This is a genomic window from Hydrogenophaga sp. GW101-3F08 (assembly GCF_059424585.1).
The window spans coordinates 205,173-220,796 of sequence record NZ_JBWKZP010000006.1; the positions used below are offsets into that span (position 1 = coordinate 205,173).

At 66.4% G+C, this 15,624-nt stretch carries 13 protein-coding genes; 6 read left to right on the forward strand and 7 right to left on the reverse strand.

The genetic code is table 11. The annotated features are described in order from the left end of the window. Nucleotides 1–129 precede the first annotated feature (129 nt). From AC07YZ_RS16650 to AC07YZ_RS16660, 3 genes are all read left to right on the forward strand, one after another. Nucleotides 130–912 carry a hypothetical protein gene (locus AC07YZ_RS16650; protein WP_494795513.1) on the forward strand — a complete coding sequence of 261 codons (783 nt, stop codon included), beginning with the start codon at nt 130–132 and terminating at the stop codon, nt 910–912. A 257-nt stretch (nt 913–1,169) separates the two neighbouring features. Then, nucleotides 1,170–1,724 carry an inclusion body family protein gene (locus AC07YZ_RS16655; RefSeq protein ID WP_494795514.1) on the forward strand — a complete coding sequence of 185 codons (555 nt, stop codon included), beginning with the start codon at nt 1,170–1,172 and terminating at the stop codon, nt 1,722–1,724. Between the two features lie 74 nt (nt 1,725–1,798). After that, on the forward strand, nt 1,799–2,356 hold the full coding sequence (locus tag AC07YZ_RS16660) for an AidA/PixA family protein (protein ID WP_494795515.1): 558 nt from the start codon (nt 1,799–1,801) through the stop codon (nt 2,354–2,356). Between the two features lie 16 nt (nt 2,357–2,372). Here AC07YZ_RS16660 and AC07YZ_RS16665 read toward each other — a convergent pair whose 3' ends face one another. From AC07YZ_RS16665 to AC07YZ_RS16685, 5 genes are all read right to left on the reverse strand, one after another. Further along, the gene (locus tag AC07YZ_RS16665) at nt 2,373–3,635 is read right to left on the reverse strand and encodes a Zn-dependent hydrolase (RefSeq protein ID WP_494795516.1); all 1,263 of its coding nucleotides are present in this window, start codon (nt 3,633–3,635) and stop codon (nt 2,373–2,375) included. A 28-nt stretch (nt 3,636–3,663) separates the two neighbouring features. Further along, the gene (gene hydA / locus AC07YZ_RS16670; RefSeq protein ID WP_494795517.1) at nt 3,664–5,115 is read right to left on the reverse strand and encodes a dihydropyrimidinase; all 1,452 of its coding nucleotides are present in this window, start codon (nt 5,113–5,115) and stop codon (nt 3,664–3,666) included. An 81-nt stretch (nt 5,116–5,196) separates the two neighbouring features. Further along, on the reverse strand, nt 5,197–6,654 hold the full coding sequence (locus AC07YZ_RS16675) for an NCS1 family nucleobase:cation symporter-1 (protein ID WP_494795518.1): 1,458 nt from the start codon (nt 6,652–6,654) through the stop codon (nt 5,197–5,199). 133 nt (nt 6,655–6,787) lie between these two features. Continuing rightward, nucleotides 6,788–8,101, reverse strand: a complete 1,314-nt coding sequence (preA, locus tag AC07YZ_RS16680; RefSeq protein ID WP_494795519.1) for an NAD-dependent dihydropyrimidine dehydrogenase subunit PreA — start codon at nt 8,099–8,101, stop codon at nt 6,788–6,790. 69 nt (nt 8,102–8,170) lie between these two features. Next, complete coding sequence (locus tag AC07YZ_RS16685; protein ID WP_494795520.1) at nt 8,171–9,538, reverse strand: NAD(P)-dependent oxidoreductase; 1,368 nt, start codon at nt 9,536–9,538, stop codon at nt 8,171–8,173. Nucleotides 9,539–9,735: 197 nt separating this feature from the next. Here AC07YZ_RS16685 and AC07YZ_RS16690 point away from each other — a divergent pair, with 197 nt between their 5' ends. Beyond that, nucleotides 9,736–10,404 (forward strand): TetR/AcrR family transcriptional regulator, encoded by a 669-nt coding sequence (locus AC07YZ_RS16690; protein WP_494795521.1) that lies wholly within the window; start codon nt 9,736–9,738, stop codon nt 10,402–10,404. Between the two features lie 41 nt (nt 10,405–10,445). Here the strand turns inward: AC07YZ_RS16690 and aptA are convergent, their stop codons facing one another. Continuing rightward, nucleotides 10,446–11,810: an omega-aminotransferase AptA gene (gene aptA, locus AC07YZ_RS16695; RefSeq protein ID WP_494795522.1), complete on the reverse strand. Its 1,365-nt coding sequence runs from the start codon at nt 11,808–11,810 to the stop codon at nt 10,446–10,448. Nucleotides 11,811–11,902: 92 nt separating this feature from the next. On the opposite strand from aptA, the gene AC07YZ_RS16700 reads away from it, so the two are divergent. Next, nucleotides 11,903–12,835 carry a LysR family transcriptional regulator gene (locus tag AC07YZ_RS16700; protein WP_494795523.1) on the forward strand — a complete coding sequence of 311 codons (933 nt, stop codon included), beginning with the start codon at nt 11,903–11,905 and terminating at the stop codon, nt 12,833–12,835. A 17-nt stretch (nt 12,836–12,852) separates the two neighbouring features. On the opposite strand, the gene AC07YZ_RS16705 is transcribed toward AC07YZ_RS16700, so the two are convergent. Then, on the reverse strand, nt 12,853–14,178 hold the full coding sequence (locus tag AC07YZ_RS16705) for a hypothetical protein (RefSeq protein WP_494795524.1): 1,326 nt from the start codon (nt 14,176–14,178) through the stop codon (nt 12,853–12,855). Between the two features lie 294 nt (nt 14,179–14,472). On the opposite strand from AC07YZ_RS16705, the gene AC07YZ_RS16710 reads away from it, so the two are divergent. Next, a complete protein-coding gene (locus AC07YZ_RS16710; protein ID WP_068174554.1) occupies nt 14,473–15,624 on the forward strand; it encodes an alpha-hydroxy acid oxidase in 1,152 nt (383 codons plus the stop codon).

Here is a 15,624-nt window from a genome sequence, read left to right on the forward strand (position 1 = left end):
CCGCTGACCAACCGAGCAAGCCAGACATGCACCCTTCACCCGACGGAACACTTCATGAATGGAACGATGATTCAGAAAACCCTGTAATGCCTGGCCATCAGCGTCCTTGCCGTGCTTGAAACAAACACGATGAACGACATGGAAACCGACTCAAGTGGCGCTGCACCTTTCCAGGCCAATGATGTTCGAGCAGCCTGCGATTCGATTTTGGCCAGTGACCTGTTTCGTCAATCGCCGCGCATAAGTCGTTTGCTGCGTTTTCTGGTTGAAAAAGCCATCTCCGGCACGATTCAGGACACCACGGAATACGCCATTGGTATTGCCGTTTTCAACCGCGATCCCTCCAAGTACTACACCAGCGAAGACCCGATTGTGCGGGTTCAGGTCGGGCGCCTGCGGGCCAAGCTCAAGGCGTACTATGCGATGCCGGGCGCCAACAACGATTGCAGGATATGCATTCCCGTGGGCAGCTACATGCCGTCCATCCAGCGCACCAACGCCGCAAGCGGTTCTTTCAAGCCGCCATCCAGATTCGCGGTGTACCCCTTCAAATGCCTTTCGCACCAAAGCAGCGGAAAATCCTTCGCCCACGGCTTGCACGACGAACTGGTGCATCAGCTGTACAAAACGTTTGGGGAAATCGTTGTCGCGGGTGCCGATTTCGCGCCCAAAAACGCCGTGCGCGAACCCCATGCGTCTTACGACGCCCTCCACCAACCGATAAAACACCGCCTTGAAGGCAGCATCCAGATCGCCGCGGGCGTCGTCAAGGCGTCCATTCGCCTGATCGATGCGTCCACATGCCATATCACCCTGTCGGAGCAGTTCAATCGAAATGGCTCCCTGACCATCGCACTTCAGGAAGACCTCGCTTCTTCCATTTGCGCTTCCCTGAAGCGCTTTTTCCCATAGATTCCAATCGCAGAGTCCCACGAAGTTACCGTAACAACGGTTGGCCTTTACCGTAACGTTACTTATCTGCAACCGACCATGCCGTTAACGTTTGCAGCGTCTCATCCAGGTTTCTCCAGAGCGATCCAAAAAAAATCAAGGCACATTGATTGACAGCGCCCCGACAGAGGGAGGATTGATCGGGCATTCACGGATGATTCTGGAGCAAGTCCGAAAGGCCTTGTTGGTATAAAACGTTCATTTAAAAGGCTATTGCAATGACAGCACTCACAGAATCGAGTCTGACCGCCAACATCCTTGTCGTCATTGATACGGAGTACGTCAAGTCCACCTATCCCAAGCCCAGCACCGATCCAACCAAACCCACCGGCATCAATCACAACAGCCAGTTCATGATCGCCTCCGGGACGCGCGGGATCATCAGCGGGCAAGGAACCGCGGATCTGTCGTTCAAGCTCAACGTCGGTGACTATGCGTCGTTCACCGGCACCTCCGTCTACGCCAATTCGGACGACGCCGTGATCGTCTACGGCATCAAGTTCTGGAGCGGCACCCAGGTGTTCAACAGCTTCACGCCCAACGTGATCACCCGCAACCGTGCCGTGCAACCCAACCCGGAGCAGGTCACGAGCGGCGGCATTCCGCCCCTCCAGACGGTGCAGAACTTCAGCAGCCTGGACTCGAAGGTGGGCAAATCGGGCACCGAAAACTTCTACGTCTACTTCGGCCTCTACACGCTGGGGTCGGACGGCCAGACCCAGAACCTGTTCGGGTACTTCTATTGGGACCCCACCATCACCGTGCAGGGTTGATCGGTACCGGCATCGCGGTCACACAAGCACAGTGCCGCCACAGCGGCACTGTGCTTTTTTATTAGGTGATTCTTATGGAACCAGCCATTGGCGCTGCATGCATCAATCTACTCGCCGTCATCGACACCGGCCATGTGAAATCGACCTACCCCGACCCGAGCCAGGACGCCAAACATCCGACAGAAATCGGCCCCGGCGGGGTGTTCATGATCTGCCCGGGATGGCGCGACGATGCCCCTGAACAGGAGATGGACGAGCCATGCGTCAACATCGGCCATGGAAGCCGGGTCGCGCTGAGGGGGGTTTCCATCTCCAACAACTCGGACGACGCCGTGATTGTTTACGCGGTCGACACCCGGAACGGGGAAGAAAACCGGGTCTCAAAAAGCTTCAGGCCGGTCGTGGTGACGCGGGAAGAGGCGGTACAGCCCGACCCCGATTCGAGCAACGGGGGAATACCACCCGTCTACGTCGAAACGAATTTCAGCAGCCTGAACGCAAGATTCATCGCCCTGAAATCGAGGGTCCTGAACGCCGACTTCGCCCTGTACACGCTGGCTGAAGACGGCCAATCCCAACAACTGTTGGGGTACTACTTCTGGAAGTTTCGTGTGCGGTGCGAACAGCCATGAAACGATGCGAAGGTGTTCACCTACCAGCGCGCTCCAGCATCGCGTGCAGCAGCACGTTGCAGCCTGCGGTGATGTGCTCGGGCTCGGCGCTTTCGATCTCGTTGTGGCTGATGCCGTCCTTGCAGGGGATGAACACCATGCCCGCGGGCGCCAGTCGGGCCATGTAGACCGCGTCGTGCCCGGCGCCCGAGACGGCGGGCATGTGGCTGTAGCCGAGCTTGGCAGCGGCGCGGCCCACGGCGTCCACGCAATCGGGGTGGAAGACCTGGGCCGGGTAGTTGGACACCAGTTCGATCTGGATGGGTAACCCGGTGTCAGCGCTGAGCTTCGCCGCCACGGCGCGGATGTCCTGGTCCATGCTTTCGCAGTCGGCGTCGGTGGCGTTGCGCAGGTCGATGCTGAACTTCACCTGGCCCGGGATCACGTTGCGGCTGTTCGGGTGCACATGCACCATGCCCACCGTGCCGCGCCCGTGCGGCGGGTGGCGGTGGGCGCAGGCCACCACTTCCTGCATCAGCTGCGCAGCCACCTGCAGCGCGTCGCGGCGCAACGCCATGGGCGTGGGGCCAGCGTGGGCCTCCATGCCGGTCACGGTGCAGTCGTACCAGCGGATGCCGAGCACGCCGGTGACGACGCCGATGGTCTTGTGGTTGTCCTCAAGCACCGGCCCTTGTTCGATGTGGGTTTCGAAGTAGGCGCCGATGGGGTGGTCGCCCGGCTCCTGCTCGCCGATGTAGCCGATGCGCTCCAGCTCGCCTTTCACGGTCTTGCCCTCGGTGTCGGTGGCGGCGTAGGCGTGTTCGAGCGTGAAGGCCTTGGCGAACACGCCCGAGCCCATCATCACCGGCACGAAGCGCGAGCCTTCTTCGTTGGTCCAGAACGCCACTTCGATGGGCGCCTCGGTCTCGATGCCGTGGTCGTTGAGCGTGCGCACCACCTCGATGCCCGCCAGCACGCCGTAGTTGCCATCGAACTTGCCGCCCGTGGGCTGGGTGTCGATGTGGCTGCCGGTCATGATGGGCGGCAGGCTGTTGTTGCGGCCGGGGCGGCGCATGAAGCCGTTGCCGATCTTGTCGATGGTGACGCTCATGCCGGCTTCGCGCGCCCAGCGGGTAACGAGGTCGCGGCCCTGTTTGTCGAGGTCGGTCAGGGTGAGACGGCAGACGCCGCCCTTGGGCGTGGCGCCGATCTGCGCCAGTTCCATGAGCGAGGCCCAGAGGCGCTCGCCGTTGATGCGCAGTTGGTCGATGTCGATGGCCGGTTTGACTTTGGTGTCCATGGTGTTCTCCAGATGCATCGTTCGTCGGTCAGCGCGCCACGGCCGTGGGCGCCAGATCCTGCGCGCGCTTTTGCACCGCCTGGAAGTTGACACCAAACGCGGGGCGTTTGACGTAACGGCCTGTGCCGGGCTCGGCGCGCAGCTCGCCCTGGGCGTAGACCACACGGCCCTGGCTGATGGTGTGGCTGGGGATGCCGCGCACGGTGCGGCCTTCGAAGATGTTGAAGTCGCCCTTGCTGAACTGCGACTTGGCCGAGAAGGTCTTGGTGCCGGCAGGGTCCCACAGCACCAGGTCGGCGTCGGCGCCCTCGCCCACGAAGCCCTTGCGCGGGTAGATGTTGAACAGCTTGGCGGCGTTGGCCGAGGTGATGGCCACGAACTCGCTGGGCGTGAGGCGCCCGGTGTTGACGCCGCCGTCCCAGATGGCGGCCATGCGCTCTTCCACGCCGCCGGTGCCGTTGGGGATCTTGGCGAAGTTGTCCTTGCCCGCCGCCTTTTGCGCGGCGCAGAAGGTGCAGTGGTCGGTGGCGGTGGTGTGCAGCTGGCCGGACTGCAGGCCGCGCCACAGCGCCTCCTGGTGGGCCTTGGGGCGGAAGGGCGGGCTCATCACGTGCGCGGCGGCGGTGGCGAAGTCCGGGTCGCGGTAGACGCTGTCGTCGATGAGCAGGTGGCCGGCCAGCACCTCGCCGTACACGCGCTGGCCGCGCGCGCGGGCGCGGGCGATGGCGTCGGCCGACTCCAGGCAGCTCACGTGCACCACGTAGATGGGAACGCCCAGCACGTCGGCAATCGCAATCGCGCGGTTGGCGGCCTCGGCCTCGACCATGGGCGGGCGCGACAGCGGGTGGCCCTCGGGGCCGGTGATGCCCATCTTGGCCACCTCCTGCTGCAGCAGGTACACCAGTTCGCCGTTCTCGGCATGCACCGTGGGCATGGCGCCCAGCTCCAGCGCCCGCTTGAAGCTGTTCACCAGCGTCTCGTCGTCGCACATGATGGCGTTCTTGTAGGCCATGAAGTGCTTGAAACTGTTCACGCCCTCCTGCTGCACCAGGGTGCCCATGTCGGCGCGCACCTGCTCGCTCCACCAGGTGATGGCGACGTGAAAAGAATAGTCGGCCGCCGACTTTTCGGCCCAGCCGCGCCACTTGCGGTAAGCGTCCATCAGCGGTTCCTGAGGGTCGGGGATCACGAAGTCGATGATGCTCGTGGTACCACCGGCCAGGCCCGCCGCCGTGCCGGTGAAGAAGTCGTCCATGGTGACCGTGCCCATGAACGGCAGCTGCATGTGGGTGTGCGGGTCGATGCCGCCGGGCAGCACGTACTGGCCGCTGGCGTCCAGGGTCTGCGCCCCGGCCGGTGCCAGCTCGGCCGCGCGTTCGCCCACGGCCACGATGCGACCGTCCACGCACAGCACATCGGCGCGTTGTTCGCGGTCGGCGTTGACCACGGTGCCACCGCGGATCACAAGGGCTTGGGTCATGGAGGTCTCCTTCAGGGTGCGTGCGTTCGGAACGGGAAGACCCCGCCAGTGGCCACGGGCCACGGCGGGGTTGTCATGGGCTCACTTTTTTTTGGTCATCAGGTAGTAGCAGCCGCCGGCCACGGCCAGGCTGAAGAACCAGCCGAAATCGAACAGGCCCAGCAGCAGGCCGGGCACGGCGGCTTTGTCGATCACGCCAGACACCGCCAGGTAACCCGGCAGGCAGGGCAGCACACCCAGGGCAAACGCGATGAGCGCGTTCAGGTTCCAGCCGTTGCTGTACTCGTACTCGCCGCCCCGGCGGTACAGGTCGTCCACCTTGAGCACGCTCTTGCGCACCAGGTAGTAGTCCACCAGCAGAATGCCGGCGATGGCGCCCAGCAGCGTGCCGTAGCCGCCCAGCCAGGTGAACAGGTAACCGCCTGAGGTGGCCAGCAGCTTCCAGGGCATGAACAGCAGGCCGATGACGGCGGCGATCAGGCCACCGGTGCGGAAGCTGATTTTCGAAGGCGCGACCTGGCTGAAGTCGTACGAGGGCGACACCAGGTTGGCGGCGACGTTGGTGGTGAGGTTGGCCAGCAGAATCACCAGCAGGCCCACACCCGCGGCCACGCTGCCCATCTGGGTGAGCAGGCCGTCGGGGAACAGCTGCGCCTTGCCGTACAGGATGGCCGAGGCCGAGAAGCCGATGATGCCCACCATGGAGAACAGCGCCATGGGAATCGGCAGGCCGATGGCCTGGCCCACGATCTGGTCTTTCTGCGACTTGGCGAAGCGCGTGAAATCAGGAATGTTCAGCGCCAGCGTGGCCCAGAAGCCCACCAGCCCGGTGAGCGCGGCCCAGGTCTTGGGGCCCCCTTCGACCACCTTGGCAGGCAGGTTGAAGAGCTGGCCCGCGGGCACCTTCATCATCAGCACCACCACCAGCAGGAGGGACGCGCCGATCATCAGCGGCGCGGCGATCACCTCCAGCACGCGGATCGACTCGGGGCCTTTCCAGATGAACCAGAGGTGCACCGCCCAGAATGCCAGGAAACACATGAACTGCGAGGTGCTGATGGTCTGCCCCTCGGCCGGGCCCGCCAGCCCCAGGCCCAGGATGTTCAGGAAACCATGCAGAGCGAGCGCGCCGAAGTAGCAGTTGATGGAGAACCAGCCGCAGGCCACCAGCCCGCGCAACACGGCCGGCAGGTTGGCGCCTTTCACACCGAACGAGGCCCGCGCCAGCACCGGGAACGGCACCCCATATTTGGGCCCCACGCGGCCAATCAGCAGCATGGGCACCAACACGATGCAGTTGGCCAGGAACACCAGCCACACCGCCATCTGCCAGGTAAAGCCCTGATCCAGCATGGAACTGGCCATGGTGTAGGTGGGCACACACACCACCATGCCGACCCACAGGGCCGCGTAGTCCTTCCAGGCCCAGTGGCGCTGCGCCGCGGTGGTGGGAAGCAAGTCCTCGTTGGCCAGCGGATTGGTCGCCTTGGCGGGAATGGGCCCCGCCACCTGGGCGGTGCTGCCGATGCTGTTGTTCATGCCTGTACTCCTGTCAAAGACCTCGTGGGTTAACACACAGTCCGCGGTCTGCGCCGGCGCCCCGGAGCTGGCAGATGCGGGGGAAAAGGAAACACAACAGGTGGCGGCCCACGCAAGAACCGCACCGGCGCCGTCAGGCGGATGCGCTCACGCGCTGCGGGTTGTTGGGGTGGGTGGTCCAGTTGGCGTATTCACCGGTGACGGTCTGGCCCGTTCGCACGTCCACCTCGCCGGGCGCAAGGCTGCGCAGGGTGATGCACTCCGGCACCGGGCAGATCGACACACACAGGTTGCAACCCACACACTCGGCCTCGTTGATCTCGAACCTGCGCACACCGCCCTCCTTGGTGAAGGTGATGGCCTGGTGCGAAGTGTCTTCGCACACCACGTGGCAGCGGCCGCACTGGATGCAGGCGTCCTGGTTGATGACGGCCTTGTCGATGTGGTTGAGGTTGAGGTTCTTCCAGTCCTTCACCGTGGGCACGGCCTGGCCCTTGAAGTCGTCGATCGTGGCGTAGCCATGCTCGTCCATGAAGTTCGACAGCCCATCGCACATGTCCTGCACGATCTTGAAGCCGTAGACCATGGCGGCGGTGCACACCTGCACCGTGCCGCAGCCCAGCGCAATGTATTCGGCCGCATCGCGCCAGGTGGTGATGCCGCCAATGCCGCTGATGGGCAGGCCGGCGGTCTGCGCATCGCGCGCGATCTCGGCCACCATGTTGAGCGCAATCGGCTTGACCGCCGGGCCGCAGTAGCCGCCGTGCGAACCCCAGCCGTCGGTGCTCGGGCTCATGACCATGCGGTCCAGGTCCACGCCCATGATGGAGTTGATGGTGTTGATGAGCGACACGGCATCCGCCCCGCCCGCCTTGGCAGCGCGTGCGGGCTGGCGCACGTCGGTGATGTTGGGGGTGAGCTTCACGATCACGGGCAGCTTGCTGTAGTGCTTGCACCAGGCCGTGACCATCTGGATGTATTCAGGCACTTGGCCCACGGCCGCGCCCATGCCGCGCTCGCTCATGCCGTGCGGGCAGCCGAAGTTGAGCTCGATGCCGTCGGCCCCCGTGTCTTCCACCATGGGCAGGATGCGCTTCCAGCTCTCTTCCTCGCAAGGCACCATGAGCGAGACGATCATGGCGCGGTCGGGCCAGTTGCGCTTCACGCGTTGGATCTCTTCCAGGTTGGTGTGCAGCGGCCGGTCGGTGATCAGCTCGATGTTGTTCAGGCCGATCACGCGGCGGTCTTGCGACATGAGCGTGGCATAGCGCGGGCCGTTCACGTTGACGACGGCCGGGTCTTCGCCCAGCGTCTTCCACACCACGCCACCCCAGCCGGCTTCAAAAGCGCGGGTGACGTTGATCTCTTTGTCGGTGGGCGGCGCGGAGGCGAGCCAGAAGGGATTGGGGCTGTGGATGCCCAGGAAATTGCTGCGGATGTCTGCCATGGGGTGCTCCGGTGAAATGCGTGGTGTGCTGGGGTGCTCGTGGGGTGGTGGGCGGTATCTAGGCGAGCCTCAGGCCGCTATTGCCACCGGCACGCTCAGCGCTTCGTGGATGGATAGCGCAGCCACTTTCCCGTGCTCCACGGCTTCAACGGTGAGGTCGCGCCCGCCCGCGCGGCAGTCGCCGCCGGCCCACACGCGCGCCAGGCTGGTGCGGCCCGCGGCGTCGGTGGCGATGCGTCCGCCCTGCAGCGCGATCGCTTTGCCCACGGGCTCGGTCACATAGGTCTGGCCGATGGCCTTGAGCACCATGTCGGCTTCCAGCGTGAAGGTCTCGCCGGTGTCGATCAGCTTGCCGTCGCGCAGCGCAGTCGCGGCAAAGCACATGCCCTTGACGGCGCCACCCTCGCACAGCAGTTCCTGCGGCGCGGCCCAGTGGCGGATGTGCACGCCGTTCGTCTGCGCCCACTGCTGCTCCACGCGCGACGCCGACATGCTCTCCGCGCCCCGGCGGTAGACGATGGTGACTTCTTCAGCCCCCAGCTTGCGCGACTGCACGGCAGCGTCCACCGCCGTCATGCCGCCACCGACCACCAGCACACGGCGGCCCACGGGCAGGGTCGAGAGGTCGGTGCTCTGGCGCAGTTCGGCGATGAAGTCCACCGCGTTGCGCAGGCCCGTGGCCGTGGGCTCGGCGATGCCCAGCGCGTTCACGCCCTGCAGGCCCAGACCCAGGAACACGGCGTCGAAGCTGGCGAGCAGGCCGTCGAGCGTGATGTCGCGCCCGAGCTGTTGGCCGGTGCGCACCTCGATGCCACCTACCGACAGGAGCCACGCCACTTCCTTCTGCGCGAAGTCGTCCGTGGTCTTGTAGCTGGCCAGGCCGTATTCGTTGAGGCCACCGAGCTTGGGTCGCGCCTCGAACAGCACCACATCGTGCCCCCGCAGCGCCAGGCCATGGGCGCAAGCCAGCCCCGCCGGCCCCGCGCCCACCACCGCCACGCGCTGGCCCGTGGGCGCAGCGCGCTGGAACAGGGGCGCACCCGGCTGGGCAAAGAAGGCATCGGTGGCGTGGCGCTGCAGCAAGCCGATTTCCACCGGTTTGTCTTCGTGGGTGTTGCGCACGCAGGCCTGTTCGCACAGCACCTCGGTGGGGCAGACGCGGGCGCACATGCCGCCCAGCGGGTTGGCTTCCAGAATGGCGCGCGCCGCGCCGCGGTTGTTGCCCTGCGCGATGCGGTGCACGAACGAGGGGATGTCGATGCCCGTGGGGCAGGCCGTGGCGCAGGGCGCGTCGTGGCAGTAGTAGCAGCGCTCGGCTTCGATCAGCGCCTGCGGGCGGGTCAGCGGCGGGTGCGCGTCGCTGAAGTTGACGGCGTAGTCCGCCAGGTTGAGGCGGGCGGCGTGGACGCCGCAGGCGCGGCTCGTGGGGGTGTCCATCGGTTTTCCTTGTGGGGCGGGTTCGGGCAACAACAAACGGCATGCGCCGGGCGGTGTGCTCTGCGGCACCCTGACCCTGCGCACAACCACGGCGGTCTGCCGCAATTTACCGACTGGTAAAGTTTTACCAATTGGTGAAATCCCTATAGCAAACGCCATGCCAGAAAACAGCACGGGGCTTGCGCCACAATGGTGCGATGGCAAAAACACCCACCCCATCCGGGCCCGACACAGCACCTTCGAAGGCCCCCACGGCCTCGCGCCTGCGCAAGGAAGCGGCCATCCTGCAGGAGGCCGAAAACCAGTTCGCCCAGTTCGGTTTCGAGGGCGCTTCCCTCGAAAACATCGGCGCCGCCGCCGGCATCAGCCGGCACAACCTGCTCTATTACTTCGCCAGCAAGGAGGCGCTGTACCGGCGCGTGCTCGACGATGTGCTCGACCAGTGGCTGGCCGGCATGGACGAGCTCTCACACGGGGACGACCCCATGCTCGCGCTGCGCGCCTACGTCGGTCTGAAGCTGCGCTTTTCGCGCGAACGCCCCAATGGGGTCAAGGTGTTCACCAAAGAGGTGATCGCCGGTGCACCAAGGTACGGCGAGGCCATCACCGCGCGCGTGGGGCCGCTGCTGCGCAAGGAGGTGCGCACCTTCGAACGCTGGGCGCGCGAAGGCCGCATCGCACGCGTGAACTTCACGCACCTGATGTTCATCATCTGGTCGGTCACGCAGGCCTACGCCGAACAGCAGGCGCAGTTCGCCCTGCTGCTGGGCAAGCCGGCGCTGACCGCGCGCGACTACGACAACGCGGAAGAACTGATCGTGCGACTGGTCGCCAGCGGGCTGGCGCCGGGGCAACCCGGCGCGTGAAACGGTGCAGCCCCGCAGCACGATGCGCTGCGGGGCTCACCTCATGCCGTGGTATTCAGCGTGTCGCCCAGCGCACTCACCATGCGATCGATCTCGGCCGGCGTGCTGATGAAAGGCGGTGCGAGCTGGATCGTGTCGCCGCCGTAGCGCACGTAAAAACCCTTCTGGTACATGGCCATGGCGATCTCGTAGGGCCGGCGTGCCGGCTCGCCCGGCAGGGGCGCGATGGTGATGCCCGCGGCCAGGCCGAAGTTGCGCACGTCGGCCACGTGTTTCGCGCCTTGCAGGCCGTGCACGGCGTTCTCAAAATGCGGCGAGAGTTCGCGCACACGCTGCAGCGCGTTGTCGCTCTCCAGCAAATCGAGCGAGGCGATGCCGGCGGCGCAGGCCACCGGGTGGGCCGAGTAGGTGTAGCCGTGCGGGAACTCCAGCATGTACTCGGGGCCGCCCGCGGCCATGAAGGTGTCGCAGATCTCCTGCCGCACGATCACCGCGCCCAGCGGCTGCGCGCCGTTGGTGACCTGCTTGGCGATGTTGAGGATGTCGGGCGTGACGCCGAAGGCTTCCGAGCCGGTCCAGCTGCCGGTGCGGCCAAAGCCGGTGATGACCTCGTCGAAGATCAGCAGGATGTTGTTCGCGGTGCAGATCTCGCGCAGGCGCTGCAGGTAGCCCACGGGCGGAATCACCACGCCGGCCGAGCCTGAGAAAGGCTCGACGATGACGGCGGCGATGTTCGAAGCGTCGTGCAGCGCGATCAGCGCCAGCAGCTCGTCGGCCAGCGCGGCACCGTGCGGCCCGGCCTCGGGCGGCATGCCGCGGTGGAAGCTGCCGTTCGGTGGCTGGGTATGGGGCAGGTGGTCGGCCTCCACGCCCTGGCCGAACAACTTGCGGTTGGCCGCGATGCCACCCACCGAGATGCCGCCGAAGTTCACGCCGTGGTAGCCCTTGACGCGACCGATCAGCCGCGTCTTGCTGGCCTGCCCCTTGGTGCGCCAGTAGGCGCGCGCCATCTTCAGCGCCGTGTCGGCCGACTCCGAGCCCGAGCCGGTGAAGAACACGCGATTGAGGCCGGCGGGCATGCGCTCAACGATCTTGTTGGCCAGCTCGAACGCCAGCGGGTGGCCGAACTGGAAGGCGGGCGAATAGTCGAGCGTGGCCACCTGGCGGCTCACGGCGTCGACGATTTCCCGGCGCGCATGGCCCAGGCCGGTGCACCACAGGCCGGAGAGGCCGTCGAAGATCTGGCGGCCGTCGTGGCTGGTGTAGTAGGCCCCCTGGGCGCCGGTGATGAGGCGGGGGTTGGCCTGGAATTCGCGGTTGCCGGTGTAGGGCATCCAGTGCGCCGCCAGCCAGGCGGCGTCGGTGCGGGGCGCGTTCTGCAGGCGCTGGCTGTCGGTCAGGTCCATGGGGGTTCTCCGGGGGGTTGGGGTTGAGCGCATTCTGGGGCGCGCGGTTTACTCGTATAAATGACAACCTATCCACATTGACTTTACAAAACATGCAAGTGAAACACCGGGCCGTGATCGGCCAGCTGGGCGACGTGGACATCCGCCTGTTGCGGGTGTTCAAGGCGGTGGTGGACTGCGGCGGCATGGCCTCGGCCGAGCTGGAGCTCAACATCGCCATGTCCACCATCAGCCGCCACATCAAGGACCTGGAAACCCGCGTGGGCCTGGTGCTGTGCCGGCGCGGGCGCGCCGGTTTCGCGCTTACGCCTGAGGGTCAACAGCTCTACGAGGCCACCCAGCGCCTGCTGGCCGCCACCGAAGGTTTTCGCGGCAGCCTGCACGACATCCACCAGCGCCTGGGCGGCGACCTGCACGTGGCGGTGTTCGAAAAGACCGCCAGCAACCCGGCCGCGCACATCCCCGAGGCGCTGGCGCTGCTGCGCGAACGCGCGCCGCAGGTCCAGCTGCACCTGCACGTGAACGGCATCGCGGTGATCGAACGCGGCGTGATGGACGGCCAGTTCCAGCTCGGCATCGTGCCCGAGCACCGGCGCTCGGACAGCCTGGACTACACGCCGCTGTTCGACGAGAACATGCTGCTCTACGCCGGCGCGGGCCACCCGTGGTTCGCAGCGCCCCCGGCCCGGGCCGACTGGCGCGCGCTGCGCCAGCAGCCCCTGGCCGCGCTTGGCTACCACTCGCAGAACATGGAGCTGACCCACCAGCGGCGGCTGCAGCGCGCGGCCACCGCGTCCGACCAGGAGGGCGTGGCGCTGCTCATCCTCTCGGGCCACTACCTGGGTTTTCTGCCCGATCACTACGCGCAGGGCTTTGTGGCCGACGGTCGCCTGCGCGCCGTCAACCCGGCGCTGCTGCGCTACACCTGCGGCTACAGCGCCATCGTGCGGCGCTCACCCGAGGCGCTGCGTGTGACGCACGCTTTCCTGGACGGCTTGCGCGAGCTGCACCCGATCGCGCCCTGAGCCGCTGCGGCGCCGCCTCAACGCCCGAACAGACCGCGCAGGATGTTGATGGCCCCGGGCGCCTGGGGCTCGGGGCGCTGGCCCGTGGACTCGTCGCCCTCGCGGTCGTTGCCACCCGGCGCCTGCTGGCCGGCGGCCATGCCCGCCATGTCAACGCCGAGCATGGCCATGGTCTGACTCTTGGTGCGCACACGCACCGTCCACTCGGGTTTCCAGCCTGCGGGCGGCTTGGCCGGGCGCGCGGGGTGGCTGAAGTGGCTCTCGGGGCCGTAGGCGATCATGCGCAGCATGGCCGCGCCGGCCTCGCCCGAGCGGCCCGCCCCGTCGCCCGCGAAGATGCCCTTGGGCACCGCGCATTCGGCGGCGCTGGCGGGCAGCAGCAGTTTGTCGCGCACCCACTTGGCCGTGGTCGATTCGCCGAGGTAGTCGAACAGGCCCAGGCCGGCGTCGGCGATCTCCGAGCTGGACCAGAGCACCATGTCGTCCCCGACCATGCCCATGGCGTGCAGGTGGTAGGCGTGGGCGCGTTCCACCGGCTGCCAGTTGAGCTGGATGCTGTCGGTCACGGCGCCCTGGCTCTGCAGCTGGATCGAGGGCATCAGGTCCTGGCCGGGGCCGAGCGTGAAGCCCATGGACTCGGGCACGCCCTCGCCCTGCACGCGGTGTTCGCCCTGCAGCGAGCTCTCAGCGCTGGGGTTGACCTGGTTTTTCTCGTTCGGGTACAGCGCGTGCTGCGCCCCCACGCGGGCCGCGCGCTCCGGCGCATGGCGCCCGGCCAGCACCTGGGCCCATTTGGCCGGGTCGCCGCCGAGGTTGGCGATGCGCGGCTGGCCGGGGCGCACGGTGGGGCTGCAGCCCCAGTAGACCAGGATGCGGCCCTTGATCTCGGGCGGCTTGCCGGCTTCGGCGTCGCCCGCTTCGCGCTCACCCGGGTTGGGGGGCACCAGCGGCAGGGCTTCGCCCATGCGCATGCCCGACGGGATGGCCAGCGCGGCCTCGACACCGGGCCGCCGCGGGTTGAGCAAGGCCACATCGACCACACGCGTGGGCGGCATGCCGCCGCCCATGCGGCTCTGGTCCGTCCCCTGCTGGATGAAGCGCCCGCTGGCGTGGCCGTACTGGCGCAGCGCGGCGCTGCTGCCCGTGACCTTGCCCATGAGCCCACCGAGAAAACCGCTGCCGGACTGCATGAACTCGGGCATGCCGGCGAAGGTGGAGGTGGACACATCGACCCAGAGCTGGGTGGGTGCGGTCTGCGCCAGGGCAAACGGCGCGGCGAGCGCCGTGGCCAGGCCCGCGGAGCAGGCGGCGAGGCGACGGGCGGGGGTGGAAGGGCGGTTCATGCGGGTCCTCCGGGGTTCGGTGTCGCTGCCAGCACATGGGTACTCCCCCACGGCGCAGGGGAGAACAGGCAGCAGGCAACACCGGCAGCGGACGGCATGGGCCTGCGGGGCCCTGCTCCCGGCCCCGATTTTTGATCTTACGCCGCCGCCTGCAAAAAGCGAGCTGGACAGCCCCCTGCGCGACACCGCGGAAGATTTTTCAAAGCCAGAGGGCCGGGTTTCACAAGCCTTTTCCGGTCCGCCTCGCTAACATCGCGGGCAGTTCACCCAACGACACTCCCGGAGACAAGCCCCATGACCGTGATCACCAACATCGAAGACCTGCGCGTGCTGGCAGAAAAACGCGTGCCGCGCATGTTCTACGACTACGCCGATTCCGGCTCCTGGACCGAGAGCACCTACCGCGCCAACGCCAGCGATTTCCAGAAGATCAAGCTGCGCCAGCGTGTCGCGGTGAACATGGAAAACCGCAGCACCGCCAGCACCATGGTCGGGCAAGAGGTGTTCATGCCGGTGGCGATCGCGCCCACGGGCCTGACCGGCATGCAGCACGCCGACGGCGAGATCCTGGCCGCGCGCGCCGCGCGCCGCTTCGGCATCCCGTTCACGCTCTCCACCATGAGCATCTGCTCGATCGAAGACGTGGCGCAGCACGCCGGCCAGGGCTTCTGGTTCCAGCTCTACGTGATGAAGGACCGCGCCTACATCGAGCGCCTGATCGACCGCGCCAAGGCCGCCAACTGCTCGGCGCTGGTGCTCACTCTGGACCTGCAGATCCTCGGCCAGCGCCACAAGGACCTGAAGAACGGCCTGTCGGCACCGCCCAAACTCACCGTCGCCAACATCCTCAACATGATGACCAAACCCCGCTGGGGCCTGGGCATGCTGGGCACCAAGCGCCACGGCTTCGGCAACATCATCGGCCACGTGAGCGGCGTGGACAACATGGGTTCCCTGAGCGAATGGACGGCCAAGCAGTTCGACCCCGCGCTCAACTGGGGCGACGTGGAGTGGATCAAGCAACGCTGGGGCGGCAAGCTCATCCTGAAAGGCATCCAGGACGTGGAAGACGCCAAACTGGCCGTGGCCTCGGGCGCCGACGCGCTCATCGTCAGCAACCACGGTGGGCGCCAGCTCGACGGCGCGCAGTCCAGCATCGAAGCCCTGCCGGCCGTGGTGGACGCGGTGGGCAGCCAGATCGAGGTGCACATGGACGGCGGCATCCGCAGCGGGCAGGACGTGCTCAAGGCCCGAGCGCTGGGCGCGCGCGGCGTCTACATCGGCCGCCCCTTCCTCTACGGCCTGGGCGCCATGGGCGAGGCCGGCGTCACCAAGTGCCTGGAGATCATCCACCGCGAGCTGGACCTGACCATGGCCTTCTGCGGCCACACCAAGATCGAGACGGTGGACAAGGGCATACTCCTCCCCGGTACCTTTCCCACCTGA